Annotated in this window: 15 protein-coding genes; 4 read left to right on the forward strand and 11 right to left on the reverse strand. The window is 62.7% G+C overall.

Going from position 1 to position 26,039, the window contains the following annotated elements; genetic code table 11:
• Window positions 1–25: 25 nt before the first annotated feature.
• The 11 genes from AC1RRC_RS18645 to AC1RRC_RS18695 all read right to left on the reverse strand — a co-directional run bounded on the left by AC1RRC_RS18645 (window position 26) and on the right by AC1RRC_RS18695 (window position 16,003).
• Window positions 26–1,963 carry a hypothetical protein gene (locus AC1RRC_RS18645; RefSeq protein ID WP_493057018.1) on the reverse strand — a complete coding sequence of 646 codons (1,938 nt, stop codon included), beginning with the start codon at window positions 1,961–1,963 and terminating at the stop codon, window positions 26–28.
• A gap of 13 nt (window positions 1,964–1,976) precedes the next feature.
• Window positions 1,977–2,318 carry an SMR family transporter gene (locus AC1RRC_RS18650; protein WP_493057020.1) on the reverse strand — a complete coding sequence of 114 codons (342 nt, stop codon included), beginning with the start codon at window positions 2,316–2,318 and terminating at the stop codon, window positions 1,977–1,979.
• 10 nt (window positions 2,319–2,328) lie between these two features.
• Complete coding sequence (locus AC1RRC_RS18655; protein ID WP_493057021.1) at window positions 2,329–3,795, reverse strand: UbiA family prenyltransferase; 1,467 nt, start codon at window positions 3,793–3,795, stop codon at window positions 2,329–2,331.
• A 31-nt stretch (window positions 3,796–3,826) separates the two neighbouring features.
• Window positions 3,827–8,197 (reverse strand): glycosyltransferase, encoded by a 4,371-nt coding sequence (locus AC1RRC_RS18660; RefSeq protein ID WP_493057022.1) that lies wholly within the window; start codon window positions 8,195–8,197, stop codon window positions 3,827–3,829.
• A gap of 2 nt (window positions 8,198–8,199) precedes the next feature.
• Window positions 8,200–9,537 (reverse strand): FkbM family methyltransferase, encoded by a 1,338-nt coding sequence (locus AC1RRC_RS18665; protein WP_493057023.1) that lies wholly within the window; start codon window positions 9,535–9,537, stop codon window positions 8,200–8,202.
• 15 nt (window positions 9,538–9,552) lie between these two features.
• The gene (locus tag AC1RRC_RS18670; RefSeq protein ID WP_493057024.1) at window positions 9,553–10,776 is read right to left on the reverse strand and encodes an ABC transporter ATP-binding protein; all 1,224 of its coding nucleotides are present in this window, start codon (window positions 10,774–10,776) and stop codon (window positions 9,553–9,555) included.
• Window positions 10,776–11,576 carry an ABC transporter permease gene (locus tag AC1RRC_RS18675; protein ID WP_493057025.1) on the reverse strand — a complete coding sequence of 267 codons (801 nt, stop codon included), beginning with the start codon at window positions 11,574–11,576 and terminating at the stop codon, window positions 10,776–10,778. Before AC1RRC_RS18675 ends, AC1RRC_RS18670 begins: the two co-directional genes overlap by 1 nt.
• A gap of 174 nt (window positions 11,577–11,750) precedes the next feature.
• Window positions 11,751–12,497 (reverse strand): Crp/Fnr family transcriptional regulator, encoded by a 747-nt coding sequence (locus tag AC1RRC_RS18680; RefSeq protein ID WP_493057026.1) that lies wholly within the window; start codon window positions 12,495–12,497, stop codon window positions 11,751–11,753.
• Window positions 12,498–12,537: 40 nt separating this feature from the next.
• Entirely contained in the window at window positions 12,538–12,906 is a 369-nt protein-coding gene (locus AC1RRC_RS18685) for a VanZ family protein (protein WP_493057027.1), read from the reverse strand.
• Window positions 12,903–14,135 carry a tetratricopeptide repeat protein gene (locus AC1RRC_RS18690; RefSeq protein ID WP_493057028.1) on the reverse strand — a complete coding sequence of 411 codons (1,233 nt, stop codon included), beginning with the start codon at window positions 14,133–14,135 and terminating at the stop codon, window positions 12,903–12,905. Before AC1RRC_RS18690 ends, AC1RRC_RS18685 begins: the two co-directional genes overlap by 4 nt.
• The gene (locus AC1RRC_RS18695) at window positions 14,132–16,003 is read right to left on the reverse strand and encodes a CHASE2 domain-containing protein (RefSeq protein ID WP_493057029.1); all 1,872 of its coding nucleotides are present in this window, start codon (window positions 16,001–16,003) and stop codon (window positions 14,132–14,134) included. The genes AC1RRC_RS18690 and AC1RRC_RS18695 overlap by 4 nt, the downstream gene beginning before the upstream one ends.
• Window positions 16,004–16,184: 181 nt before the next feature.
• On the opposite strand from AC1RRC_RS18695, the gene AC1RRC_RS18700 reads away from it, so the two are divergent.
• The 4 genes from AC1RRC_RS18700 to AC1RRC_RS18715 all read left to right on the forward strand — a co-directional run bounded on the left by AC1RRC_RS18700 (window position 16,185) and on the right by AC1RRC_RS18715 (window position 26,038).
• Window positions 16,185–17,588, forward strand: a complete 1,404-nt coding sequence (locus tag AC1RRC_RS18700) for a FecR family protein (RefSeq protein WP_493057030.1) — start codon at window positions 16,185–16,187, stop codon at window positions 17,586–17,588.
• A gap of 364 nt (window positions 17,589–17,952) precedes the next feature.
• Window positions 17,953–22,128, forward strand: a complete 4,176-nt coding sequence (locus tag AC1RRC_RS18705; RefSeq protein WP_493057031.1) for a hypothetical protein — start codon at window positions 17,953–17,955, stop codon at window positions 22,126–22,128.
• A gap of 201 nt (window positions 22,129–22,329) precedes the next feature.
• The gene (locus AC1RRC_RS18710; protein ID WP_493057032.1) at window positions 22,330–23,874 is read left to right on the forward strand and encodes a class I SAM-dependent methyltransferase; all 1,545 of its coding nucleotides are present in this window, start codon (window positions 22,330–22,332) and stop codon (window positions 23,872–23,874) included.
• 238 nt (window positions 23,875–24,112) lie between these two features.
• Window positions 24,113–26,038, forward strand: a complete 1,926-nt coding sequence (locus AC1RRC_RS18715) for a type I secretion system permease/ATPase (RefSeq protein WP_493057033.1) — start codon at window positions 24,113–24,115, stop codon at window positions 26,036–26,038.
• Window position 26,039: the final 1 nt, after the last annotated feature.

Raw genomic sequence — 26,039 nt, forward strand, 5'->3', positions numbered from 1 at the left:
GGCCGCCGCCGGCGGTCACGGCGGCTTACTGCACCCCGGTCTGCTGCAGGAACAGCGCCAGTTTGCGGCCATCGTTTGCGCCCGGACTGCGCGGCGCCTGGTGGCGCAATTCCACTTGCAGCGTATTGGTGCGGGCGGCATCGGGGATCGTGACCGGGGCGCCGTCCTGCAAGTTATGCCAGCCGGTGTCCTGGCCATTGATGATGACGCGGGTGCGCTGGTTGCCTTCGAAATAATGGCCTCGGATCACCAGTTGGGTGTAGGCGCCCGGCTGCGGATAGGCGACCTGCAAGCCGGATGAGTCGCCCACGCTCCACATGCCGCCGGGCTGACCGGGCGCCTGTTCCAGCACGCTCCAGCCGTGGCCCTTGATGACCACCGTGCCGCTGGTGAAATGCTCCGGCGTGACGTTGACCCGGGCCACACAACGCACCGGGCCATTCATATACATCCACCCGTCCTTGCCGCGCTGTAGTCCGGCGCCGCCGGCAGCGGCCTGCCCCTTGCCGCACAGCCCGGCCGCAACATCGGGCAGGCTGGCGTGGTACAAGACTTTCATGGCAACGCCATCGACACGGTAGGCATACACTTGCTGGCGGTCGACATTGTAGTCTTCCTTGCCGCTGGCGCGCTCCGCAAAGATTTCCGGTTCCGGGTTGTACCAGCGCGGCGCATGGCGCATCACAAACGAAGCAATGGGACCGAACTCGACTTCGTGGTAGCGCGATGCCGCAACCATGGCGGCGGTCTGCACCAGCAGGACAACAGCGAGCAGCGCTCGCGGCCAGCGCGCCGCCTGGCGCAGGCGCCACAGCAGCAGGAAGATGAACGGCATCGCGCACCAGAACGCGTAGCGCATCACGCCGGCCGCGCCGGAATTCCAGTTATGCACCATCATCGCGGGAATCGAGTACGCCACCGCCAGCACGCTGCACAGCAACAGCGCCAGTGCATTGCGGTTGCGCTGCGCGCGGTCCATGGCGAACCAGCCCCACAACAGCAGCATGGCCGCCACGGCCGGGATGGCGATGATCATGCCCTGGTTCAGGTCGAAAAACAGGGAGTGCAGGCGGCCGCTTCCGATCAATTCCTTCGAGGTGCCGACTTTGGCAATGATGCTGGTGACGCCGAACGTGTGCAGGTTATAGGCCAGCGGTATGGCGAACAAGGCGCCCCCGAGCAGCAAGCCGGCCAGCGTGCGCGGACGCAATGTGGCTTTGATACCGTCCAGCAGCGTCATGCCGGGTTGCAAGCACCACGCCAGGACGGGCAGTGCGGCCAGGGTCAGGACGATGCTGGGATTTTGCAGCGACGCCAGGCCGATCATCAGGCCGGCGCGGATCGGCGCGCCGCTGCAATACCAGGCGAAGCCGGCCAGCAGGGCGGCGGCGCTCATGCATTCAGGGCTGCTCCAGTTCCAGTACAGGATACCGCCGCTCAGCATATAGAGCGCCACGCCGGCCAGCGCGGCGGGCGCGCTGCCGAACAGCCGCATCAGCGCCAGCCCCAGCACGAACACCAGCGCCAGGTTCACCACCTGGTAGCACTTGACGGGATTGATGCCGGTCAGCTGGAACAATTTATAGGGCGCGGCCGCCAGCACGGAATAGGCGGAGAAGTGAATCGCATAGACCTTGCCGTCCAGGCCACGGTAAAAGCCCGGCAATGGCACGGCGATGGCCGGATCGTTCAAGCCCTGTTCCAGCGCATCGAGGTGCACCTTCATATGCGCCCCCATGGGGCCGCGCACCTGGGCAATATCGGTTTGGCGGATGTCGACGCTGCCGTGCGACGCCATGGCGGCGGTCATCAGCAGGTATTCGGTGGAGTCGCCCATCAGGCGGCCCTTGCGGACCCCCATCAGCACCAGCAGCGCGACGGCCAGCACCAGCAGCAGCGTGCGCCAGCCGGAACGCTGTTGCATCAATGATTGCGGCGCGATGGCCGGAGGCAGGGTCGTCAACACGGTTCCCCGGTCAACGCGCCAGCAGGAAGGCGCCAGCGCCCACCAGCACGATGCCGGCCACCTTGGCGGCCGACATGGGTTCCTGCAGCGCCGCGTAGCCGGTCAGGGTCACCAGGGTCAGCGTGATGGCGGTCATGACGGGGTAGGCCAGGCTGATTTGCATTTTTTGCAGGGCGATCGAATAGCACACGAAGCCCAGGCCATAACTGGCGCAAGCGCTGCCCAGCCACGCCAGGCGGACCACGTTCCAGTCGGCGCCGGCCTGGCCGGACAGTTTGATCAGGTACGTCGACAGGGCGCTGGCGAACGCGGCGCCGGCGCACCACAGGAAACCGATGACGGAAGGATTCATAAAAAGTTGCTCAATAAGTGGCGGCCACCAGCAACAGCGCCGACAGGGCGATGGTGGCCAGGCTGACCGGGTCTTTGCTGACGTACAGGACCGGGTCTTCGTTGACTTGGCCACGGAAGGCCAGGGTCCACAGGCGGCCGAGCCAGAACACCAGCAGCGGCACGATCCCCAGTAACAGCGGCGGCGTCTGATAGCGCGCCAGTACATCGTTGGAATTAAAGTACAGCATGAAGATCACCACCGACAAAAAGCCGGCGTTAATGCCCATCATGGCGATCGGCGCCTTGTCTTCGACGGTATAGCCCCGGCCGCTGGTTTTTTCCTTGCCGCGCCGCTTCAGGTTATACAGTTCGCTGTAGCGTTTCAGCAGTGCCAGGCTGAGGAAAATAAAGAAGGAAAACGCCAGCAGCCAGAACGACGGCGTGATGCCGGTGGCGGCGCTGCCGCCCAGCACGCGGATGGTGTACAGCAGCGACAGCGCCACGATATCGACCATCATGATGCGTTTCAGGTAAAACGAGTACGCCAGCGTGCTGGCAAAGTACACCAGCACCACCGCCAGCAGCACCGGATCGAAGGCCACGCACAGGCCAATGGCGGCGATGGCCAGCAGCGGGCTGGCCGCCATCGCCAGCGGCAGCGGCAATTTGCCGGACGCGATCGGGCGTTTGCGTTTGATCGGGTGCTGGCGGTCGTCCTGCGCATCGAGCGCATCGTTCAACAGGTAAGCGCTGGAGGCGCACAGGGAAAACGCGATAAAGGCCAGCAGCGATTGGGTGAGGGTTTCCAGGTTGAGCGCATGCGCGCCCAGCATCGGCAGCAAGACCAGCAGGTTTTTCAGCCACTGGCGCGGACGCATGGCCTTGGCCAGCGCCATCAAAGGCTCGCTGCGCTCGGCGCCCATGCGCACGGTGCTGCGTCCGTCGCCCAGCGTAAACGGGCGGGTGGTGACGGAATACGCGTGGCGCGCCGCTTCCCACACGGGAATGTCGACGTGCGAATTGCCGATGTAATCATAGCCGCGCGCGCCATAGCGTTCGACCAGCGCACCCGCCTTGTTGCTGGAGGTGAGGTTGATGGCGCCGTCGGTGGCGTGCACTTCGTCGAACACTTGCAGGTGGGCGGCAATGCCTTCGGCCAGCGCGCGCTGGCTGCCGGTGGCCAGCACAATGCGGCGGCCGTCGCTGTATTGCGCGGAGATGTCGGCCAGCAATTCGCGGTCATAGGGCAGGTGGGCCGGATGCGGCTGCACCATGGCGGCAATGCGGGCCTTGAAGCCGGCTTTGCCCAGGAACAGCCACACGGGCAGGCGCCACGCTTGCCAGAAATGCATGCGCAAGAACAGCAGCAGCGATTCCCACAGCATGTCGCTGTAGATCAGCGTGCCGTCCAGGTCGACCACCAGCGGCGGTTCGCCGGCGCGGCTGGCGCCGCGCTGCTGCTGCTGCATTGTCAGTTGAGGGTAGGCGTCGGACATAAGTTACTCTTCTTGTTCAGGCTGCAATGTGTCAGGCGGCCTTGGGAAACAGCGTTTCCGTCAGCACCGCCACATTTTGCGCCCAGGTTTGCCACGGCATGCCGGTGCTGCCCGCCACCTGGCCGGATTGTTGTAATTGTAGCCATTCTTGCACGGCCGCCGCCAACTGCGCGCCGCCATTGCCGCTGAAGTACAGCGCATGTTCCCGCGCCACTTCGCGGAAGACCGGGATGTCGCGTGCGATCAGCGGCAAGCCGTGGCGCGCCGCTTCGATCAGCGGCAAGCCAAAGCCTTCGCCTTCGCTCGGCACCAGCAGGCAGGCCGAAGCGCCATAGACCTGGTCCAGGTATTCGTCGCTGATGCCAGGCAGCCAGTGCAGGCGCTTGCCCAGTTCCTGATGGCCGGACAGCCGCTCAATGATGGCCGGGATGGTGCGGCGCTGTCCGTCCGGCAAGCCCTTCCAGCCTTCGCCGCCGACGATCACCAGGCGCACGTCAAGGCCGGCCGCCCACAGCTGTTCGAACGCATCGAGCGCCTGCAAGTGGCCCTTGCGCGGCTCGATGGTGCCGACCATCAGGAACGATGGCGCGGCGGACAGGTTGGCCAGCACGGCGGCGGCATCGTCCGGCAAGCCGGTGGACGGCGCCGACGCGGTAATGTCGGCGCCATGGTGCACCACCGCCATCGGCGGCACTGTGGCTTGCGGCGCGGCCTGTTGCAGCCAGTTGCGCGTTTCGTCGGCGACGGCGCCGCTGATGCAGATCAGGCGGTCGGCATTGGCGCTGACGGTGGCAAGCCACTGGCCGAATTCGCTGTCGGTGCGCGGCGGGAAGAATTCCGGGCGCAACACCGGCAAGATGTCATGGATCAGGAAATGCACGCGCACGCCCTGGGCGCGCCAGCGTTCATACACGCCGTTGCGGGCTGCTTCGATCACGGCGCGCGGGAAAAAGTCCGGGCTGTAAAACACGTCGCCGCTGGAGACTTTGACTTCCTCGTCGATCACGCCATGGCTGTCGGTGCCCAGCATCTGGTGGATGTAGCGGCGCGCATAGCGGTAGTGCCAGCGGCCGCCTTCATCGGTCAGGTACACCGGAAACACCTGATACGCGGTGGTGCGGGTGCGCAGCAATTCCGACAATTGCGCGCGCACCACGCGCTGGATACCGGTTTTCAGGTCGTCGCGCGCCACGGCCGACACATCGACCAGCAATTGCGGTGCGACCTCGCCCACTTCGTGGCTGCCGTGGTGGTTGCCGTGCACCGTCACGTCCATCAATTGCTGCGCGCTTTGCTCCCACGTCAGCCATGGCATCGAGGACGATTGCGGCGCCTTGCCCGCGCGATGCAGGTCCAGCCATTGATGGATGGCGGAAGCCAGCGCCTGCGGTTCCTTGCCGTCGAAGTAGTAAGCGTGTTCGCCCGCCACTTCGTGGAACACCGGGATGCCGCGCGCAATGATTGGCAAGTGTTTTTGCGCCGCTTCGATCAGCGGCAAGCCAAAGCCTTCGCCTTCGGAGGGTGCCAGCAGCGCGGCGCACGCGTCATACAGCTTGACCAGCATTTCATCGGACACGCCCGGCAGCCAGAACAGCTTTTGTTCACGCTGCGGGTGCTGTTCCAGGCGCTTGACCAGTTGTTCGACCAGCCAGCCATTCTTGCCGACGATGACGAGGTTGACGTCGACGCCCTGCTGCCACAGCAATTCAAACGCGGCCAGTGCCTGGCTGTGGCCTTTGCGCGGCTCCAGGGTGCCGACCATCAACAGGGTAGGGGCCGATTGCACCGCCTGCATCACGCGCTCGGCATTGGCCGGCAGGCCGGCCGACGGGGCGCTGGCGTCGATATCGGCGCCGAGGTGGAAATAGCCCAGCTGCACCGGCGCGGCGCGGCGGTTCGGATGGCTGGCCAGCCATGCGGCCACTTCATCGGACACCGCGCGGGAAATCGAGGCGATGCCATCGACCACCGTGGTCATGCTCTTGATGTAGTCGCCGTAGTGCTTGTCGGTGCCATAGGTGAAGCATTCGGGGCGCAGCAGCGGCAGCAAGTCGTACACCACGAACCAGATCGCCACGCCACGGCGGCGCATGTCCAGCAGCAGCGCCTCGTTTTGCATATTCGAATTGGCGGCCAGGTCCAAGCCCAGGAACATGTCGCCGGCGCCGGTATCGACCGGCGCATCTTCCAGCGTCTTGCCATAGTCCGCCGCCTGCGGCGCGAACTGGCCGCCCAGCATGCCGGACGTAAAGCGGCGCGCGTAGCGGTAAGGGCGCATCAGCCCCTGGCTGTATACCGGCTCCACGCGGTAGCCGGCTGGCGGGTTTTTCAGCAGGGCCAGCACGATGCTGCGCACCACGCGCTGGATGCCGGTTTTAAAGTCGGCCTGCACCAGCGCGGAGATATCGACCAGCAACTGGCGGCGGCCCTGGCCGGCCTGGGTGCGGTTGTGCGCGATGGCGGCGGCCAGGTCCAGCAGTGCGGCTTGCGATGGTGGGCGTGGCGCGCCGGGCGCGGCCAGCGCCGTCACCATGTTCCGGTAGACGGCCGGGCCGCTGCGCTGCGCAAAGTGTTCGATCGCTTCCACGTACTGACGGCCGACGTGGGCCGGGCTGTGTTCCGCGCGGATGAAGGCGCGCGCCGCCTGCGACAGTTGCGCGCGGCGTTCGGGCTCGCCATGCAAGGACTCCAGCGCCCGCACCATCTCGTCGGTCGTGAACTCGTCTTCTAGCTTGACCAGCACGTCCGCCGGCAAATCGGCCGACGCGCCGTGGGCATTGATGATGGTCGGGATGCCGTGCAACAAGCAATCGAGGACCGATGCCGAGGTTTCGCCACGCGTTTTGGTGCGCAGCTGCACCGAGGTGTCGCTGGCCGCCAGCCAGTGCGCATAATCAGCCGCGGTGGCAAAGCCGGTGATGCGGATGCGGTTGCCCAGGCCACTGTCGGCAATGCGCTTTTGCAGGTCGAAGCCGTACGGGCCCGGATCATTGGCGCCGACGAACACCAGGCGGCATTTGGTATCCCGCGCCAGGTTCGACGCGAGGAACGCTTCCAGCAGGCGGTCATTCAGCTTGGTGCTGCCCAGCATGCCGAACGTGCTGACGATATATTCATCGTCGGCCACGCCCAGCGCCTGGCGGGCCGCGCGGCGCGCTTCGATTGGATCGTTAGCGGCGCCCTGGCCGCGCAGCAGCGGCAAGGTGCGCCAGCCGTCGGCGGCGCCGGGGCCATACCATTGCTCGGCCAGGCGTTTCGAGAAATCGCTGTGCACGATGACGCCGGCCGCATGGTCCAGCACTTCCTTGTTGCACGGGAATTGCCAGATCGATGGATTGCGGCCGTGCTGGCTGTGATAGTGCAGGCCGCTGTGGCCATGCGACGCATACAGCGCATCCATGAAGGCATTGGCCTGGTCGCCGTCGCGCTCCATGTTGTCGAGCACGCCGGACAAATAAAAGTCGTGCAACACCACCACGCCGGGATGGCGCTTCAGCAGTCCGAACATGTGCTTGTGCATGTTGGAGTTGCCGAAGTGGTAGACGATGCGGTCGTATTCCGCGGCGTGCTGGTCGAACCATTCCGCGCTGCGCTGCGGGAAACGCCGCAGCGCAGCGTCCGGGCCCGCGCCCGGCGTCGTCACCAGTTCGATATCGTAATGCTGTTCGATTTCCGCCAGCACTTCCGCGCTGTAATCGGCGATGCCGGAATGTTCGGGCGGCAGCGGCGAGATATAGGCCAGGCGCGGGCGGCTCGCAGGTTGCGCCGTGATGCCGGTTTGTGCCTGCGGTTGAGTATGCAGTTGATGCAGTTGATGCAGCAGCACCGCCGCGCCATCCGCATTGGCCATGGCCAGTACCGCATCGGCGCCCAGCGCCGCCAGGGTGGCTTGCGCCGTCTCGTCGGCGGCCAGCGCCAACTGTGCACCGTTGACGACTGTTTGCAGGCGCGGCGCATGGCGGGCGGCGCCTTCGCCGCGATACAGCCACACGCTATTGACAACGCCCGGCACCGGGTCCAGCAGCGCGTGGTCATACGCGCCATCGGGGCGCAGCGGCAGCACCACGGCATCGGCGCCGAGTGACGCGAAAAAGCCCGCGCGCACTTCACGCGCCGCATGGCGCGGCCAGTTGCCGCTGCCGCCGCCCGGCAGCGTATACGTCACCACGCGCGCAGCCGGCAACAAGTCGCCCAGTTCGGCTTTCAGCGCGCTGCGCAGCACATCGATGCTGTCGGCATGGCGGCCATCGAGCGCGGCAATGATGCAGTGGCCGGCCTGCGCGGCGGCGCTGGCCAGTGCCCTGACCAGCGCCAATGCCGGGGCTGCGGCGGCGGAAGTGGCAGAAGCGGAAGCGATGGCCGCATCCAGTTGGCAGCCTTGTAAATCAATGACGATGCGCATGTTCAGTGTTTCGCTGGTTGTTCAAAGGCGCGTTGCAGGTCGGCCAGGACGTTGCGCGCCGATTGCGGCATTTCGCGCAGCAATTCCGGCACGTCCGGCGCCGCGTGCGCATCGGGCGCCGCGGCGCTCTTGGCTGCGGCCAGGGTGGCTGCCACGCGCTGTTGCAGCCACGGTGAGCGGACGATCACCGGCAACAGTGCACGGCGCAGCAGTTCGCGCGACGTCAGCCATTTCAAGCCGCGCCGCAGCGCGCCCTTGGCCTTGCGCTTGACCAGGTTGGCCGGGCTGTTGTCGCCGCGCCGCATGATGAAGCGCATCGGCGCGGTGATACGCCACGAGGTGCTGGCATAGACGGCCAGCAGGCGCTGTTCCAGGTCCTTGCCCCACGCGTCGGTGCTGTTCAACGTGGCCTGCAACGCTTCGGTGCGCGCTTCCAGCGCGTGCAGCCTGACTTGCGTTTGCAGCAGTTCGTCCGCGACTTTGGCGCTGTGGGCCTGCTCGGCCGCCAGCGTGTTTTGCAGCGTTGCATTGTCTTGCTGCGACTGGTCCAGATTGCCGGCCAGTTCCTTGGCATAGCCGTCGAGCTGGTCGATACGGCGCCAGCCATCCTGGACTTGCTGCGACAGGTCTTTCCCTTTGGCCCACGCCTTGTCCAGGTGGTGCGTGATGAAGGCATCGAACACATTGGGCTGGATGTCGAGTGCGGCCAGCAACTCCGCGTGCTCGTCCGCCACGTAATAGCGGTTCAAACCGTCGAAGTACGCGTAACGGTAGCCGTGCGGCAGCACCAGGTGTTCCCAGGTGCCGTGGTTGGTGGTGCGCTGGCCTGGCAACGTCGCTTCAATCACCAGCACCCACGGGCGCCAGCGCTGGAAATCCATGCCTTTCAGGACTTCGCCTTCAAAGCCTTCCACGTCGATTTTCAGGAAGTGGATTTCACCGGTCACGTGTTCCGCGCAAATCTCGGCCAGCGTGCGCAGCGGAACCTTGACTTCCGTGACGTCGTAACCCTCGGCCCGGTGTTCCTTCGCGACGGCGGCGTCGGTCGATGCCCAGCCATTCATCGAAGGCACGTCGAACAAGGTGATTTCACCCTGTTCGGCGCCGGCGGCGCAGGTCAGGTTGATGTCGCGTGGACGCTGCTCGACAAACGGCTGGCGGTACGACGGCATCGGTTCGACATTGACGCCATGCCAGCCGGCGTCATAAAACGCCTTGGTCACGGAATGCAGTTCCGGGTCGTTGGCGCCGACGTCGATATAAAAGCCGTTGGGAACGTGGCCGAGCGCGCGCCACAGCAGCACGTCTTCGAAATTCTGCGAATAAGAAATGAAGGTCATGGCAATGCTCTAGGTTCAGGCGCGGTTGATTTCAATGGTCGGCTCGATCCACGCCGATCCTTCGAAGTAGGGGCGGCGCATGTTCACGACCGTGAACACCAGCGCCAGGTCGCGCCATTCATAATTGTTGACCAGGTGGGTTTCCGTGCTGACGATGGCGGTCGCCACGGAATAGGTGCCGGCGCCCAGGTTGGCGTTGAAGCGGAAGCGGTACACGCTCGACTCGCCCGGCTGCACATCGTCGAGCGGCAATTGCTGCAAGTCGGTATTGGTGCCGTACATCGGCTGGCCCAGCCGGTCCTTGATCATGTAGCCCAGCACCATGCGCGGAATGTGCGCATTGGCCAGCACCGTCACCTGCAAGGTCACGGTGGCGCCCACGTCGATCACTTCGACCGGCTGTTCGTTTTCGTCCAACAGCGCGATATGCGACACGGTGGCTTCGCCGGTGCCCGACACCACCTGCACCTTGCCGTCATCGCGCGACAGCAATTGCAGATTGCTGTTTTCGCGGTCGGCAATCAGCGCATTGTAGTAATCCATGATTTCTTCCGGCGGCCCTTCGCGCGACAGGCGGCCGCCGTCGAGCAGGATGGCGCGGTCGCACACCGACTGGATGGCCTGCTTGTCGTGCGACACCAGCAGCAGGGTGGTGCCGGCGCGGCGGAATTGGCGGATGCGCTCGAAACTCTTGTGCTGGAAATACGTGTCGCCCACCGACAGCGCTTCATCGACGATCAGGATATCGGGGCGGCGCGCGGTGGCGACGGAAAACGCCACGCGCATTTGCATGCCGGACGAATACACGCGCACTGGCTGGTCCATGTATTCGCCGACTTCGGCAAACGCTTCGATTTCCGGCATCAGCGCGGTGATTTCATCGACGCTCATGCCCAGCAGCTGGCCGGCCATGTAGACGTTCTGGCGGCCCGTGAAATCGGGATGGAAACCCATGCCCAGTTCCAGCAGGGCCGCGACCCGGCCTTCCATGTAGACCGAACCCGTGGTCGGCTGGGTGGTGCCGGTGATGAGTTTCAATAACGTGCTTTTGCCGGCGCCGTTAATGCCGATCAGGCCCACGGCTTCCCCCGGCGCGACGTGGAAATTGATGTCTTGCAGGATCCACTTCAGCTTGTGCTGCGGCCCCTGGAACGGCAGCAGCCATTCGCGCAGGCGCGACGAGCGGGCCGGGTATTGTTTATAGGCCTTGCCCAGGTTGGCGACAGTAATCGATCCCATCAGAGTTCATCCACCATTTCACCCGCGCGGCGGCGGAACAGCGCCAGACCCAGTACGCACAGCAGCACGGCCAGCACGGTGGGACCGGCCAGCGACGCCCACTGCGGCGCCTGGCCCGTGACCAGGATGTCCTGGCACGCCTTGATTGGCGCGGCCATCGGGTTGTACGCCATGGCGTCGCGCACGCCGTCCGGAATGATGGACGATGGGTACACGATCGGCGTCAGCCAGAACCAGAATTGCAGGAAGATCGTGAAGAACTGGCCGACGTCGCGGAAGAACACGTTCAGCACGCCCAGCACCATGCCGAGGCCGATCGCCAGCAGCATCATCAGGATGATCACGGGGATCAGCAGCAGGAAGACCGCGCCGGGGAACTGGCCGGAGGCCAGCAGGAAGACGGTGAACAGGCCGAAGATAATGCCAAAGTTCGACAGCGCATTGAGCACCACGATGACAGGCAGGCAAATGCGCGGGAAGCTGATTTTCTTGAGCAGGTTGGCATGCTCGAGGAACATGTTTTGGCCGCGCGCGAGGATTTCCGAAAACAAGCCCCAGGTCAGGATGCCGGCGCACAAATAAATGCTGTAGCCATACTGGCTGGTGTCGCCCGGCAGGCGGCTTTTCATCACTTGCGAAAAGATCAGCGTATAGACCAGGATCATCGCCAGCGGGCTGAGGACGGTCCAGGCGGCGCCCAGCATGGTATTGCGGTATTTGGCCTGGAATTCACGGCGGACGCTGCCCATGACAAAACCACGGTACGACCATAGCGCCCGCATCATCATGCCCGAAATCATGCCCCCTCCCGCGATGCGGGCGGCAAGCCTGCTGCTGAAACTGTCATTTGAAATACTGATGCGACGCGGATCAAGCGGCGCAGTCTGGAAAACTGGTAGGAGGCGGCATTATACCGTACTGCACTGGCGGGACTTGCTACAGATGTAACAAGTTGCTATATGGAAATTTCGGGGCTAGCCCTGCACCAGCTTTTGCAGCGCTTCAGGATTCTTAATCACCAGCCGGTGCGGTTCCTTTTGCACGATCCCCTGCTGCACCAGGGTCAGCAGCGCGCGCGTCACGGTTTCGCGGCTGGTATTGATCATATTGGCAATATCCTGGTGGGTCGGCAGGTTTTCCACCACAGTGCCATCCGGGTTCTTTTTCTGCATCAATACCAGGTAGGTGTAAATCCGCTTGGCCGTATTGTTGATACTGAGCAGTGCCCGGAATTCCGAGTCGCGCTGGATCTTTTGCGCCAAGTGCTGCAGCATCTGGCGCGCCACCGACGGACAGTGCGAAAACAAATGCATGGCCGTCGGGGCCGGCAGGAAGGCGACCAGCACGTCGGTCAGCGCCACCACCGAGGCGGAGCGCGTGGTGTTATTGATCAGGGCGATCTCGCCGAAGAAATCGCCCGGCGCCAGCATGCGCAAGCCGATGGCGCGGCCGTCTTCGGTCACGTCGATCACTTGCAATTGCCCGGCCAGCAGGAACAGCAAACCGTCGCCGCTGCCACCCTTGTGCAGCACGACTTCGCGTTTGGCGTATTGGCGGATGCGGATTTCGGCTTTGACGCGCGTGACTTCCTCATCCGTCAGTTCGGCCAGCAGCGGAATTTTGCGCAAGTGGATCTGCAGCGTACGCTCTTCCGATGCGGGCGTTGCTGCTGCGGCCGCTGCATCGGAACTATCATTGAGAGTGGAGCTGGTCAACTTCATGCGATCCAAGAAAAGGGAGTAGGAATACCGTAATGGTATCTCAGATGGTGCCAATCACTGCGGAGCACAAGGCCGCAGTCGCGATGCCGGCTGCATTGGCTGCGATGTCCCGCCACGAAAAGCCCCGGTCGGGCAGTAATTTTTGCAAAACTTCAATCAGCCAGCCGGCCACCAGCAGACCACCCAGCCAGAGTGCGCTTTCCCTGCGGTCGGATGCGATTTGCAGCGCCAGCAGGGACAGTACGAAAAAGGCTGCGAAATGCATCAACTTGTCGTTGGGCATGCGGGCTGGCAGCCAGCTGTTGGGCACCAGGCAGCCGGCCACGAGGGCCAGCGTGGCGCCGATAAATACGATTAATTCCATGGTGTCTATTCCGATCGCCGGTGCGCTGCCGGTGATACCGTTCACAGACCCTGCCACTGCCAGCTTAATTGCAATTGGCGGTTATTGTACTGAAAGATCGGGATGTTTTCCTTGTTGATGACTTGCCGTGCTTCCAGCACCACGTTCTGGTTACGCGTCACCGGATAGATAAAGGTGGCGCGCAGCACGTGCGTGGTCTGGTCGCGCACTTGCTCGATCACGCTTGGCGCGTAGGGCAGGTTGCTTTTCCACGCTTGCACGTTATAGCCCAGGTCGGCAGTGATGCCGCTGCCATAACGATGCCGCCACTGCAGGCTGGACGACCAGCCCCGGCGGTTGCCGCCGGGCCGGTCGCCGGCGGCCTGGTCCTGCTGCACACCAACACTGGCGTTGACGGACGTGTTGCCGCTGCGCCTGCTCAGCATACCCCGCAATTCACCTGTGGTGGAATCGAAATTTTGCAGGGTGACGTAACTGGCGTGCGTCAAGCCGCCCAGCACGTGGAATTGCAGGCTGTAAGGCAACGGCACGGGTGGGCCGACCCGTGCCTGCACTTGGTACTGGCGCTGGTAAAACTTGCCGCCCAGCGTGATAAAGCCGGCCAGCGCGGTGCCGCGCACGCTCCAGTCGCCCAGGCGCCACGGCGCTTCCGCGCCGGCAAACAGGGCGCCGCTGTCGTATTTGTGCAGCGAATCATTGTGGCGGCCTTGGAATTGCACGAAACCCATGGTGCCATTGGCGCTCAGGTCGCGCAGGTATTCGCCGGACAACATGGTGTACTGGTCGTGCTGCGGGCGGAATTCGGGCGACAGGTCCAGGGCCACGCCGAGGTCGCGGGTCGAACCTTGATTGACATTCTGGTCGATGCCGCGCGATATCGTGATGCCGAACTGGCTTACTGGCTGCGCACCGGCGCAGCCGGCGGTGCGGGTGTTGGCGATCAGCTGGACAATGCCGGGCGGCGGGTCGAAGCGCAATTCAATGACGGAAAATAAACGTTCCGCTTGCGCCTGGTTGCCCAGGCTGCATTGCAGCAGCGCCAGTTCCAGCCAGGCGCCGGCATGCGACGGCGCCATATCGATCACGCGCTGCAAGGTGGCGTTGGCGTCGTTCTTGCGGCCTTCCGCGATCGATTGCAGCGCCTGGTCATATAACACATCGGCTTCGCTGACCGCGGTGGTTTGCTGCTCGGCATATGCTGGTAAGCAAGTCAATGCGCCCAGCATGGCGGCAATTGCCGTCGCATTGCGCGAGGATAGGCGGTTGTGGCTCACGCTGCCACCTCCGGCGGGGCGATATGGGCGTCCAGAGTGTACAAAGTAGTCAATTTTTCCTTGCCCCGCAGCCGGCGTTCGCCCAGCGACAGGAATTCGTGGCGGCGGGCGTGGGTCACCGTGCCTTCACCAATGATAATGTCGTACGGATAGTCGCGGGCCGCCTGTTCCAGCCGCGACGCCGTGTTGACGCTGTCGCCGACCGCCGTATAGATGCTGCGGAATCCGGTGCCAAAGTCGCCGGCAAATGCCGGACCGCTGTCGATGCCGATGCGGACCCGTAGCGGGGGGAAGCCCGACGCTTCACGCATGCGGCTGAATTGCCGGACCTGCTGCACGATGGCGGCCGCCGCATCGAGCGCCAAGTCGGCATGGGCGGTATTGGGCAGTGGCGCGCCCCAGAAGGCCACCAGGCCATCGCCCGTGTATTTATCCAGCGTGCCGCCGGTGGCCATCACGGGGCCGGTCAGGCACTCCAGGAAATCACGCGTGAGTTTGGCGGCGTCGGCCACCGGCAAGGATTCCACTTGCGTGGTATATCCTTCCATGTCGGCAATCAGGGTGGTGACTTCCAGTTGACGCGGCGCCAGCGGATCCTCGATATCACTGCGCAGCAATTGTTCGACCACGGCGGGAGCAACGTACTGGCGCAGCGTGTCGAGCAGATGGCGCGATTTGCGCTGGGTCAGTTGCCAATGGTAGGGGACGGCGACCGCCAGCAGGAACAAGTTGGTGGCCACCGGGCCGGTGGTGGAAAAACGGCTGTCGTGCGGAGCGATGAAATACGCCAGCACCAGCCAGGCCGCGGTCAGCGCGGCCAGCATGCCGACGCCCAGCACCGCAGGCAGACGCGGCAATGCCCATGCGGCCATGCCCACGCACAGCAGCGCATATAAACTGCCGATCCAGCGCCCCGGCCACTGCGCGGGGGCGGCGCCGTCCTTGATGTCCAATAAGGTCGACAGGATGGCGGCCTGTACGCCCAGGCCGGGCCGGTTGGCGGCAAATGGCGTGGTGACGCGGTCGCCCAGCCCCAGCGATGACGAGCCGACCAGCACCAGGCGTCCCGCCGCGCTGTCCGGCACGATGCGTTCGGCCAGGATATCCGCCGCCGACACCACGGTATACGCGGTCCAGTCGCGCTGGTAGCCAACCCGGAGCAAGCCGTCCGGCGCTTGCGGCAAGCCGCCGCCACAGCAATTGAGTAGCGCCAGGCCCAGCGCCGGATAGATTTTGCCCTGGTAGGCCGTCAACAGGGGCACGCGGCGCAGGGCGCCATCCGGATCGGGAATAAAACCAATGTTGCCGACGTGCGGCGCGTCGCCCCAGGCGGCCTGGTTGGCCAGGTAACCGGTGGCAAACGCCACTTGCCGGCGGGCGTCGGCGCCGGACAGCGCGCCACCCAGCTGGCCTTCGCGCAACAGCCAGGGGCGGCTGGGGCTGTAGTCAAACGCTTGCGCCAGCACCAGCGGGCCATGGCGGGCCAGCATGCCCAGCCGGGTGTCGCCTTCGGCATCGCCCGGGTTGGGCAACACAATATCGAGCGCCACGCCGCGTGCGGAATAGGTGGTTAACAAGGTTTCCACCAAATCGGCGAGGCGGGCGCGTGGCCATGGCCATGGCCCCAGTTCGGCCATGCTGGCTTCATCGACGTCCACCACCAGGATGCGCGGCTCCGGCGCATCGCTGCGCTGCCATTGTATATAGTGGTCGCGCAGCCATTCATCGGCCAGCATTGACGCGCCCGGCACCACCAGCCATTGGGTCCACAGCGCCAGGCCCAGCGCCGCCACTGCGATGGCGCCCCGGACAGCGGCGGGCGGCAAGGCAGGTAAGCGATTGGCCAGGAATGCGAGCGCTTGCTTCAAGGTGGAATTAAATTAAAGAAATGCAAATGATCTGACAGTATAGCTGGTTGCCTGACGGCAGGCACCCTTTGCTACAAAGTGTAACGACCTCGGCGGAGGTAAATGTTTTCGGTGAGAATGTGATAGCTATCACGGAGTTTGTCTGTCACTTAACGGACAATTGCCGCAAAAGGGGAAGACCATGTTACGTCACATCTACGCTGCAGCCGCCATGTCGCTGGCCGCGCTTGCCATGAACATTGCTCATGCCGCGGAAGCGGGCAGGATCATTTATGTTGCCGGTTCGGCGCAGGTTTCCGACCGCGCCGCCATCCTGAACGCGCCCGTGCAGGAAGGCGACATGCTGGTCACCGGCAAGGACGGGTTTATCTATATCCAGACAGCCGACAATGGCCTGTTCATTTTGCGGCCGTCCACCAAGGCCCGCATCGCCACCTACTATATAGATAAGAAGAATCCCGCCAATACCCGTGTCAAACTGGAATTGTTGAGCGGCGTGGCGCGCAGCCAGTCGGGGGAGGCCGTCAAAATGGCGCGCCAGAATTTCCGCTTCAATACGCCGGTGGCTGCCATCGGCGTGCGCGGAACGGATTTCGTGGTGGCGGCCGACCAGGAAAGCACGCGTGTGACGGTGTTGTCCGGTGGTGTCACGCTGAGCGGCTTTGATGGCGCCTGCCGTCCGGATGGCGCCGGTCCTTGCGAAGGTTCGGCGGCACGTGAACTGTTTGCTAACCAAAAAGGTATGCTGCTGCAATACCGCCGTGGCCAGGCTACGCCACAGTTGTTGCCGGAAGCGAACAATCCAACGCCGGATGCCATCGCACCACCCCGCCCGGATGAGCCTGCCAAGCAGGGTGGTTCCACCTCGACCTTGCCGGCACAGCCCAGCCTGGATGCGCAAAAGACTGCGGATTTACAACAGAAGGCGGCTGCCAACCTGAACCCCGGGGGGAAAGGGACGGACACGCCAGACGAACCGATTGTGACGGTGCCGCCGGTGACGGAAGTGCAACCCAAGCCAGACCCAGTGCTGCCGGTGGATCCGCCTAAGCCTGTCAGCGCCATTGTGTGGGGGCGTTGGGCATCGCTGGCCGGACAGACGGTGACGGTGAATGTCGCCAACGAACTGGCGAAAAATAGCGAACTGGTCCAGCGCGGCCGGGATTATGCGCTGATGCGGACCGCAGGTGAGAATTATGTGGTGCCGGAGCGCGGCGAGGTGGCGTTTACGCTGGCGGGAGGTGAGGGAACCATCCGCAATTCCGATCCTGCAATACAGACGGTGATCGCCAAAGTGGAAAACGGAACGCTGCAGTTTAATTTTGACAACCGGACTTATGCGTCGAATTTCGATCTGGTCAGCCCGAGCGACCGCTTCCGCATGCAATCAACCGGCACCGTGCTCAGTGACGGACGTTTTGCCGGAGATGCGATCTGGGTCGCACCGAACAACATGCTGGTCACGGGTGTGCTCAGCAATGCCAATGGCGGCAGCGCGGCCTATATGTTCGATGCCAGCCTTGGGGGTGGGCGCACCGTGAATGGCATTACCTACTGGAATCGCCTAGCGGGCGCAGCCAGATAAACTTGCTGTGTTATAAACGGCCCGGATGGTTTTCTCATCCGGGCCGTTTTCATTTGGCGGATGGTTTTGTAAAGATGGCTGTAAATGAAAAGATGGCGGCAAGATAAGGGAAATTGGCCGCAAATTTTCTTTTGGTCAACGCCGCGCCTCATCCTTGCATCTCAAGCTATCTTCCAAGATAATGACCCGCCGTTTAAATTGTTGGTGAAATATTTACTATCAAACAGAGGAAAGTGAACATTTTTGTGATGGCTGTCACATCGAGCGGCGTGTTCCTCTGCGATTATTCGGTACGTTAGATTGCAGCGGCCGCCGTTGTGTTCTGCAAATAACCTTATTCAACATCCCTTAGGAGTTAGTTAGAATGGCTACTACTGCGTACAACGCACAAATTCAAGCACTGTATGTTGCTTACTACAACCGTCCGGCGGACCCAATTGGCCTGCAATATTGGAACGGCGTCATCGAAGCCGCTGTCGCCAAAGGCGTAAGCGTTGCAGTTATCGTTGACGAAATCGCTAAAACCGGCTTCGGTGGCGCGGCTTCCCTGGAATACCGTCAGAACTACCAGGATGCAACGGGTAAAGAGCTGGCTCCAGAAGTCATCATCAACAAGATCTACCTGAACCTGTTCGGTCACAACGCTGACTCCGGCGGTCTGCTGTACTGGGCAAACGTGCTGCTGAACAAGCAAGCAACCCTGGCTGACATCGTTAAGGTGATCGCTGCCGGCGCCCGCACCACCGACCTGGACGCCTACAACGCCAAAGTGAGCGCCGCTGGCGAGTTCACCAACAAGATTCTGCTGACCGAAGGCGGCATCCTGGCCTACTCCGGTTCCGCAGCCCTGGCAGTGGCCAAGGCCTACCTGGCTAGTGTTACCAGCGAAGCGACCGCGGCTACCGCAATCGCTAACCTGAACAACACCTACGCTGAACTGCAAGGTCCGGACGTGAAAGCATCGGCTGCCGCTCAAGCCGCTGTTGCCACCGCCAACACTGAAGCAACCACTAAAGTTGCCGCCGCCGCTACCGCTGCTGCCGCTGTTGCAACCGCAGAAACCGCTCTGGCTGCTGCGAACACCCTGGCCGCCAAGACCGATGCAACCCAACTGGCTGCCGATGCTGATACGGCTATCGCCGCCGCTACCGCTGCCAACACCGCGAAAACCGAAGCTGCTGCAGCCGTTACCACTGCAACCGCTGAGCGCGATGCTGCTGCCAAAGCCAACGACGAAGCTGCTTACAACGCCGCTGTAACCAAGCTGGCCGCCGCTAACGCCAAACTGGCCTTCACCACCGCTGCCGCTGATGCCGCCGTTGCTGCAGAAACCGCTGCTAAAGCTGCTGCTGCTGCCGCTGCTACGGACGACACCGCTGCTGCGACCGCCGCAACCAACCTGACCAAGGCTGTTGCTGACGCTGCTGTCGCTGCCAACGCTGCCACCGCTGCCGCTACCGCTGCTAAGACCGCTGCTGACGCATTCACCGCTGCTGCCGCCAAGACCGCTTCGACCGCTGACGACGCTGCTGCTGTTACCGCTGCTGCTGCTGCAACCACCGCTGTTGCTAAAGCTGCTGACGCACAAGGCACCGTTACCGTGATCAACAGCGTTGCTTCTTACGCTGCTGCTGCTGCTGCTGCTGCCACCGCTGCAACTGCCGCTACCGATGCTCACGCTGCTGCCGCTGCGAAAATTGCTGCAACCACCTCGATCGCAACCGCTAACGACGCTATCGCTGCTGCTGCTGCGGAAGTGACCGCTGCCGCTGCTGCGAAAACCGCTGCTGATGCCGCTCTGGTCGTTGCTACCGCATACGACGCTGCCGCCAAAGCAACCGCCGTCACGACCGACGACAAAGCTGCCGCTGACGCACTGGTTGCTGCTACCGCCGCCGTTACCGCCGCTGGTACCGCAGTGTCTGCAGCCAACGCCGCTAAAGCAGCTGCTGACCTGCTGCCAGCTAACTTCGTTGCCAAGACCATCACCCTGACCGCTGGTCCTGACACCGGCGCCGCGTTCGTGGGCTCTGCAGGTGAAGACACCATCATCGGCAACACCTCCACCAACACGATGGGCCTGACCTCGCTGGACATCGTCGATGGCGGCGCTGGCAACGACACGCTGAACATCACGCTCACCGGCGCAATCGATACGACCACCGCAGTGAACACTGTTGTGAAGAACATCGAAACCGCAAACCTGGTAAGCGCTGCTACCGTAACCACCAACACCACCGACTGGACCGGCCTGACCACCCTGTCGGCTAACGGCGTTGGCGCGCTGTCCGTGACTGCTGCTACCACCACCAACGTGGTTGCTACCACCGGCACCATCGCTACTGGTACCGTTGCTGTGCAAGGCGGTAAAGACGTGACCCTGGCAGTTGGCGGCGTGACCGGCACTGCTACCGTGAACGTGGGCACCGTAACTGCGGCTAAAGGCGCAGTTGTTGTGACCGTGAGCGAGAAATCCGACGCAACCACCAGCACCGCTGCTGCCATCAACGTGACCGGCGGTACGTCGGTAAACGTGACGGCAAACCTGGCTGGCGCAGTGAACAACCTGATCACCGGTGGCATTATCACCGTGAACGGCTCCGCTGACACCAAGTCGGTTTCCGTAACCCAGACCGCCGCAGTGGCTGCTGCTGCCGCTGTTTCGGGCGTGGCTAACGGTCAAGTTGTGATCGCTGATGCAAACTCGGCAAGCACCACCAAAGCCGGTACCATCGCTTCGGCAACCATCAGCAGCTTCGGCGCCGCATCGTCCGTGAACTCGGGCGCGCTGACCTCGCTGACCCTGTCTGGCACCGGTGCTGACCTGACCGTGACCGCTGGCGCGCTGACCACCCCGGTTGTTACCTCGCTGGACCTGAACGTTGCTGGCCTGACCACCACCGGCGCAGTGACCGTGGACACCGACTACAAGACTCTGAACCTGAAGTCGTCCACCACCGCGTCGACCATTGCTTCCCTGTCCGCCGCAGGCGCGACCAAGGTGAACATCAGCGGTGACGCAGCTGTGAAACTGACCGCTCAAACCCTGACCGCAGCGACCGACATCGTTGTCACCAACACCGCTGGCGTGACCCTGGGCACCGTGCTGGGTAATGCAGTGACCTTCACCGGTGGTGCAGGTGCTGACTCGATCCTGGTTGGCGCAACCACCAAAACCATCGCTCTGGGCGCTGGCGACGACCTGGTTGAAGTGGGCGTGTCGGCTCTGGGCACCGGCGGCAAACTGGATGGCGGCGCTGGTACGGCTGACACCCTGTTCTTCACGAACGCAGCTGACGCTGAAACCGCATCCGCTACCACCACCTTCGGCGCCGCTATCACCGGCTTCGAAAAAGTGCGTATCGGCCAAGTGGCAACCGCTCAGACCGACACCATCAATCTGGCTAACCTGGGCAACGCCAACTACGTTGTTTCGGCTGGCGCAGCTGGCACCGGTAACCTGGTTCTGAACGGCTTCACCACTGGCGGCACCCTGGAAGCAACCGCTGCCCTGGTAACCACCACCGTTGGCGTATCCGGCGCAACCACCGGCTCCAGCGATGTATTCAACATCAAACTGACCGGCGCAGCTGCTGTTGCTGGCGGCACCATCACCGTGTCCGACGTTGAAACCATCAACCTGCTGTCCGACGACACCGCAACCACCCCAACCGGCATCGCTCACACCGCGACCATCACCGCTGACAAAGCAACCAAACTGGTTGTTTCGGGCGATGCTGGCGCGACCGTGACCCTGACCGGCAGCACCGTTCTGAACAACATCAACACCTCGGCTGTAACCAAAGGTGCTGTGTCCGTGACGACCGCTGCTGACGTGGCTACCACCTTCGTGGGCGGCGCAACGGCTACCACCGTGAACCTGTCCAGCGTGACGACCGCTACCAACGCCAACAGCATCACCACCGGCGCTGGCAACGACACCATCACCGGCGGTGCTGGTGTTGACACCATCGTGACCGGTGCTGGCAACAACACCGTGAACGCAGGTGCAGGCGCTGACGTCATCACCGGCGGTGCTGGCAACGACACCATCAACGGCGGTGCAGGTGCTGACACCATCGTTGGCGGCGCTGGCGACGACATCATCACCGGCGGTACCGGTGCTGACGTTATCACCCTGTCGGGCAAAACCTCGAAAGTGGTTGTGGCAGCTCTCGACTCCGGCTCCAACAACGCAACCGTAACCCAGACTTCGGTGATCACCACCAACCTGGATATCGTTAAAGGTGCTGTTGCTGGCGACATGATCGACCTGTCCGGCATCGCTGCCGTGGCTGGTGCAGCTACCGCAACGATCGGCAGCTCGACCTTCCAAGGTACGAACAACGCCATCGTGATCACCTACGGTACGTACGACGCCGCAGCTGGTACCTTCACGTTCGCTGCCAACGGCGCCGATTCGATCGTTACCTACGATACCGACGCTGCGGGCACCACCGCGTTTGAAAGCATTGTGCTGGTTGGTCACCACGTTGCTTCGGGCTCGACCGTTGCAACCGGCATCATCACCCTGGGTTAATTCCCAAGTTAATGGATAGCGGCTCGCCGCTATCCTTAGCACAAAAAAAAACCGGACGGTTCGCCGTCCGGTTTTTTTTTGTGCGCGAGCGAAGTGAAGCAACCAACTCCGTGTGGCGCCTGAGACGTAAATGCATTCCAAGCGCCATGATGTTGCGTTAGAATCCGATAGGATTTCTTTTTATGCAACTTTGGAGGGAGCATGAGCTGGACCAGTGGTTATGTATCGGATATTGAATACACGGCAGGTTTTTATCCGGAGCAAAGTCCGGCGCTGCTGAATTTTGTCGCTCTGTTGAACGGTTTTGAGCCAGTTCCGCTGGACAAGCCGTACACGTATTTCGAGCTCGGGTTTGGCCGTGGCGAAACAGTCAACCTGCTGGCCGCGGCCAACCCCCATGGCCGTTTCTATGCGGCCGATTTTAATCCGGCCCACGTGGCCGGCGCGCAGGCGCTGGCCGACAGCGCCGGCCTGACCAACCTGATCCTGCTGGAAAACAGCTTTGCCGACCTGGCGGCGGGCACGGTCGATTTGCCGCAGTTCGACTACGTCACACTGCACGGCATTTACACCTGGGTGACGGCGGAAAACCGGCGCTGCATCGTGGATTTCATTGGGCGCTACCTGAAGCCGGGCGGCACGGTCTATATCAGTTACAACGCCTTGCCGGGCTGGACCTCGAGCTTGCCGCTGCAGCGGCTGCTGGTGGAATTTGGCGACGCCTTCCCCAACCGCAGCGATGTGCAGATCGGCCAAGCCACGGAATTCGTGCAAAAGCTGGCGGCCAGCGGAGCGGCATATTTCAGCGGCGGCGGCGCCATGCTGCAAACCCGCGTGGATGGCTTGCAAAAATACAGCCGTAGCTACCTGGTGCATGAATACATGCACAAGCACTGGCAACCGATGTTCCATGCCGACGTGGCACGTGACCTGGCGGAAGCCAAGCTCGACTTCATCGGTTCGGCCGACTTGCCGGAAGCCTATCCGAAGCTGTATCTGAACGACGAACAGCAGCGCATGGTGGCCACGTTTGCCGATCCCGCCATGCAGGAAACCATCAAGGATTACTGCAAAAACACCAGCTTCCGCAAAGACGTGTATGCCCGCGGCGCACGCCGCCTGGAACCGCTGCGCCGGCTGGAGTTGCTGCGCCGCGTCGGCGTGGCGCTGGTGGTGCCGCGCGACGACCTGGAGCTGAAAATGAAGCTCGGCATCGGCGAGGTCTCCGCCAAGGCGGAATTGTGCCTGCCGGTGGCCGATGCGCTGGCGCGCCGTCCCCACACGCTGGGGGAGCTGGCCGAATTACCTGCGTTGCAAGGGCGCAGTTTCGAAGATGTGGCGCAACTGGCTGCGCTGCTGGTGGCCTCCAGGCAGGCGGTGCTGTGCAACCCCGGGTGTCAGGAAGCCCCGGGTTCGGCCGCGAAGGCAATGAACGTGGCGGTGGCGGAAAAAAGCCGCTACGGCGATGACTTCCGTACGCTGTGTTCAGCCGTGTCCGGCGGAGCGTTGCCGGCGCCGTTCATTGCGCGGCTGGTCTATTGGCTGCTGGCTTCCCAGGGTGTCGAGGCCGATGTCCATGCGTTGACCAGGGCGGCGTGGCCGCTGATGCAGGCGCAGGGACGGCATATGGTGAAAGAGGGTGTCCGCCTGGAAGACGAGAATGACAACCTGGCGGAACTGGCATCGCATATCGGCAAAGTGCTGCAACAGCAGTTGCCGGTCTGGCGCAAGCTCAATATGCTGTAAGATGCGGCGCGGGCCCGGGAATCCTGGCCCGTTACTTTTTGATACAACATATCCTCCTGCCTCTATTCAATAAAATGTGATGCACATCACATTTTCTGCCGCTTTTCGGCGATAATGTCACGTCTCTGAATTTTTAATGGGTGCGCTCGCGCGCCCTCCGGTCGCATGAGCATCGCCATCACCGTGGCGCGCAGCTGCTTATTCATGCGTCTTCCGCTGTATCAGGCAGGCCTAACACATGAAAAAATTACTCAATCCCAAAAACGAAATCGAGCAGGTGCTGCTGCGGTTCAAGAGCACGTTCTATACAGTGGGTTTCTTCAGCGCGATCATCAACATGCTGATGCTGGCGCCATCGCTGTACATGCTGCAAGTGTATGACCGCGTGTTGCAGAGCCAGAATGAAATCACGCTGCTGATGCTGACCATGCTGATCCTGGGCGCGTTCCTGTTCATGGGCGCGCTGGAACTGATCCGCAGTTTCGTGCTGGTGCGCGTGGGCGCCAAGTTCGACATGGAATTGAACCGCCGCGTGTACACGGCGGCATTTGAACAAAACTTGAAATCGGCGGGTGGCAATGCCGGCCAGGCGCTGAGCGATTTGACCAGCCTGCGCCAGTTCTTGACCGGCAACGCGCTGTTTGCCTTGTTCGATGCGCCATGGTTCCCGTTCTACCTGCTGGTGATCTTCCTGTTCGAACCAACCCTGGGATGGTTTGCGCTGGTCAGTACGGCCATTCTCATCGTGCTGGCGTACGTGAACGACAAGGTGTCGCGCAAGCCGCTGGGCGAAGCCAATTCGATGGCGATCCAGGCGGGCAACCTGGCCACCAACAACTTGCGCAATGCGGAAGTCATCGAATCGATGGGCATGCTGCCCAACCTGATGAAGCGCTGGTTCGTCATGCACGGCAAATTCCTGCACCTGCAGGCGGAAGCCAGCGAAAAAGCCGGCCTGGTGGGCGCGGTGACCAAGTTCGTGCAAGTGTCGGTGCAATCGCTGGTGCTGGGCCTGGGCGCGTTGCTGGTGCTGGACCATAAGATTACGCCGGGGATGATGATTGCCGCCTCGATCTTGCTGGGCAAGGCCATGGGGCCCGTGCAGCAATTGATCGGCGTGTGGAAAAGCTTTGCCAGCACGCGCAGCTCGTATGAGCGCCTGAGCTTGCTGTTGGAAGCCAATCCAGCGCGCGAGGAGGGCATGGCGCTGCCGAAACCGGTCGGCAAGCTGTCGGTGGAAAGCGTGATTGCCGCGCCGCCTGGCGCCAAGGCCGCGCTGCTGAAGAACGTGACGTTTGCCATCAACCCGGGCGACGTGCTGGGCATTATCGGCCCGAGCGGTTCCGGTAAATCGACCCTGGCGCGCTTGCTGGTCGGCGTGTGGCCGGCGCAGAGCGGCAAGGTGCGCCTCGATGGCGCCGATATCTATCACTGGAACAAGGCGGAACTGGGCCCGTCGATCGGCTACCTTCCACAGGACATCGAATTGTTTGGCGGCACCGTGGCGGAAAACATTGCCCGCTTCAGCGAGGTGGATCCGGAAAAAGTAGTACGCGCCGCACAGCGTGCCGGTGTGCACGAAATGATCCTGCGCATGCCCGACGGCTATGACCATAAGCTCGGTGATGGCGGCGCCGGCTTGTCCGGCGGCCAGCGCCAGCGCCTCGGCCTGGCCCGCGCCATGTATGACGATCCGGCCCTGATCGTGCTCGATGAACCGAATTCAAACCTGGACGATGTCGGCGAGCAGGCGCTGCTGCGCGCCGTGGCGGACTTGCGTCAGCAGGGCAAAACCATCGTGCTGATCACGCACCGCACGGCCGCCATCGGCGCGACCAACAAATTGCTGTTGATGCGTGAAGGCATGGCGGAAATGTTTGGCCCGACGGAACAGGTGCTGCAGGCTTTGCAACAGCAGAATCAGCAAGCGCAGCAGCAAGCGCTGGCGCAGCAGCAAGCCGCGCAACAACAGGCACAGCAACAGGCACAGCAACAGGCACAGCAACTGGCCATGCAGCAACAAGCCCAGACGCAAGCCCAGGCCCAAGCGCAGGCTCAAGCCCAGGCCCAGGCACAACAAGAACAGGCGCAAGCCCAGGCGGCGGCCGCCAAAGCTGCTGCCGCCGCCGCGCAGGATGGCAAAGCCACCACGGAACAGGAGTAAG

This window comes from Pseudoduganella sp. GW821-FHT12E03 (genome assembly GCF_058807115.1).

What these genes read in the sequence shown, in the direction of transcription:
- AC1RRC_RS18650 (WP_493057020.1), bottom strand. Translation starts at nt 2,318, where the DNA reads ATGAATCCTTCCGTCATCGGTTTCCTGTGGTGCGCCGGCGCCGCGTTC.
- AC1RRC_RS18655 (WP_493057021.1), bottom strand. Translation starts at nt 3,795, where the DNA reads ATGTCCGACGCCTACCCTCAACTGACAATGCAGCAGCAGCAGCGCGGC.
- AC1RRC_RS18660 (WP_493057022.1), bottom strand. Translation starts at nt 8,197, where the DNA reads ATGCGCATCGTCATTGATTTACAAGGCTGCCAACTGGATGCGGCCATC.
- AC1RRC_RS18665 (WP_493057023.1), bottom strand. Translation starts at nt 9,537, where the DNA reads ATGACCTTCATTTCTTATTCGCAGAATTTCGAAGACGTGCTGCTGTGG.
- AC1RRC_RS18670 (WP_493057024.1), bottom strand. Translation starts at nt 10,776, where the DNA reads ATGGGATCGATTACTGTCGCCAACCTGGGCAAGGCCTATAAACAATAC.
- AC1RRC_RS18675 (WP_493057025.1), bottom strand. Translation starts at nt 11,576, where the DNA reads ATGATTTCGGGCATGATGATGCGGGCGCTATGGTCGTACCGTGGTTTT.
- AC1RRC_RS18680 (WP_493057026.1), bottom strand. Translation starts at nt 12,497, where the DNA reads ATGAAGTTGACCAGCTCCACTCTCAATGATAGTTCCGATGCAGCGGCC.
- AC1RRC_RS18700 (WP_493057030.1), top strand. Translation starts at nt 16,185, where the DNA reads ATGTTACGTCACATCTACGCTGCAGCCGCCATGTCGCTGGCCGCGCTT.
- AC1RRC_RS18705 (WP_493057031.1), top strand. Translation starts at nt 17,953, where the DNA reads ATGGCTACTACTGCGTACAACGCACAAATTCAAGCACTGTATGTTGCT.
- AC1RRC_RS18710 (WP_493057032.1), top strand. Translation starts at nt 22,330, where the DNA reads ATGAGCTGGACCAGTGGTTATGTATCGGATATTGAATACACGGCAGGT.
- AC1RRC_RS18715 (WP_493057033.1), top strand. Translation starts at nt 24,113, where the DNA reads ATGAAAAAATTACTCAATCCCAAAAACGAAATCGAGCAGGTGCTGCTG.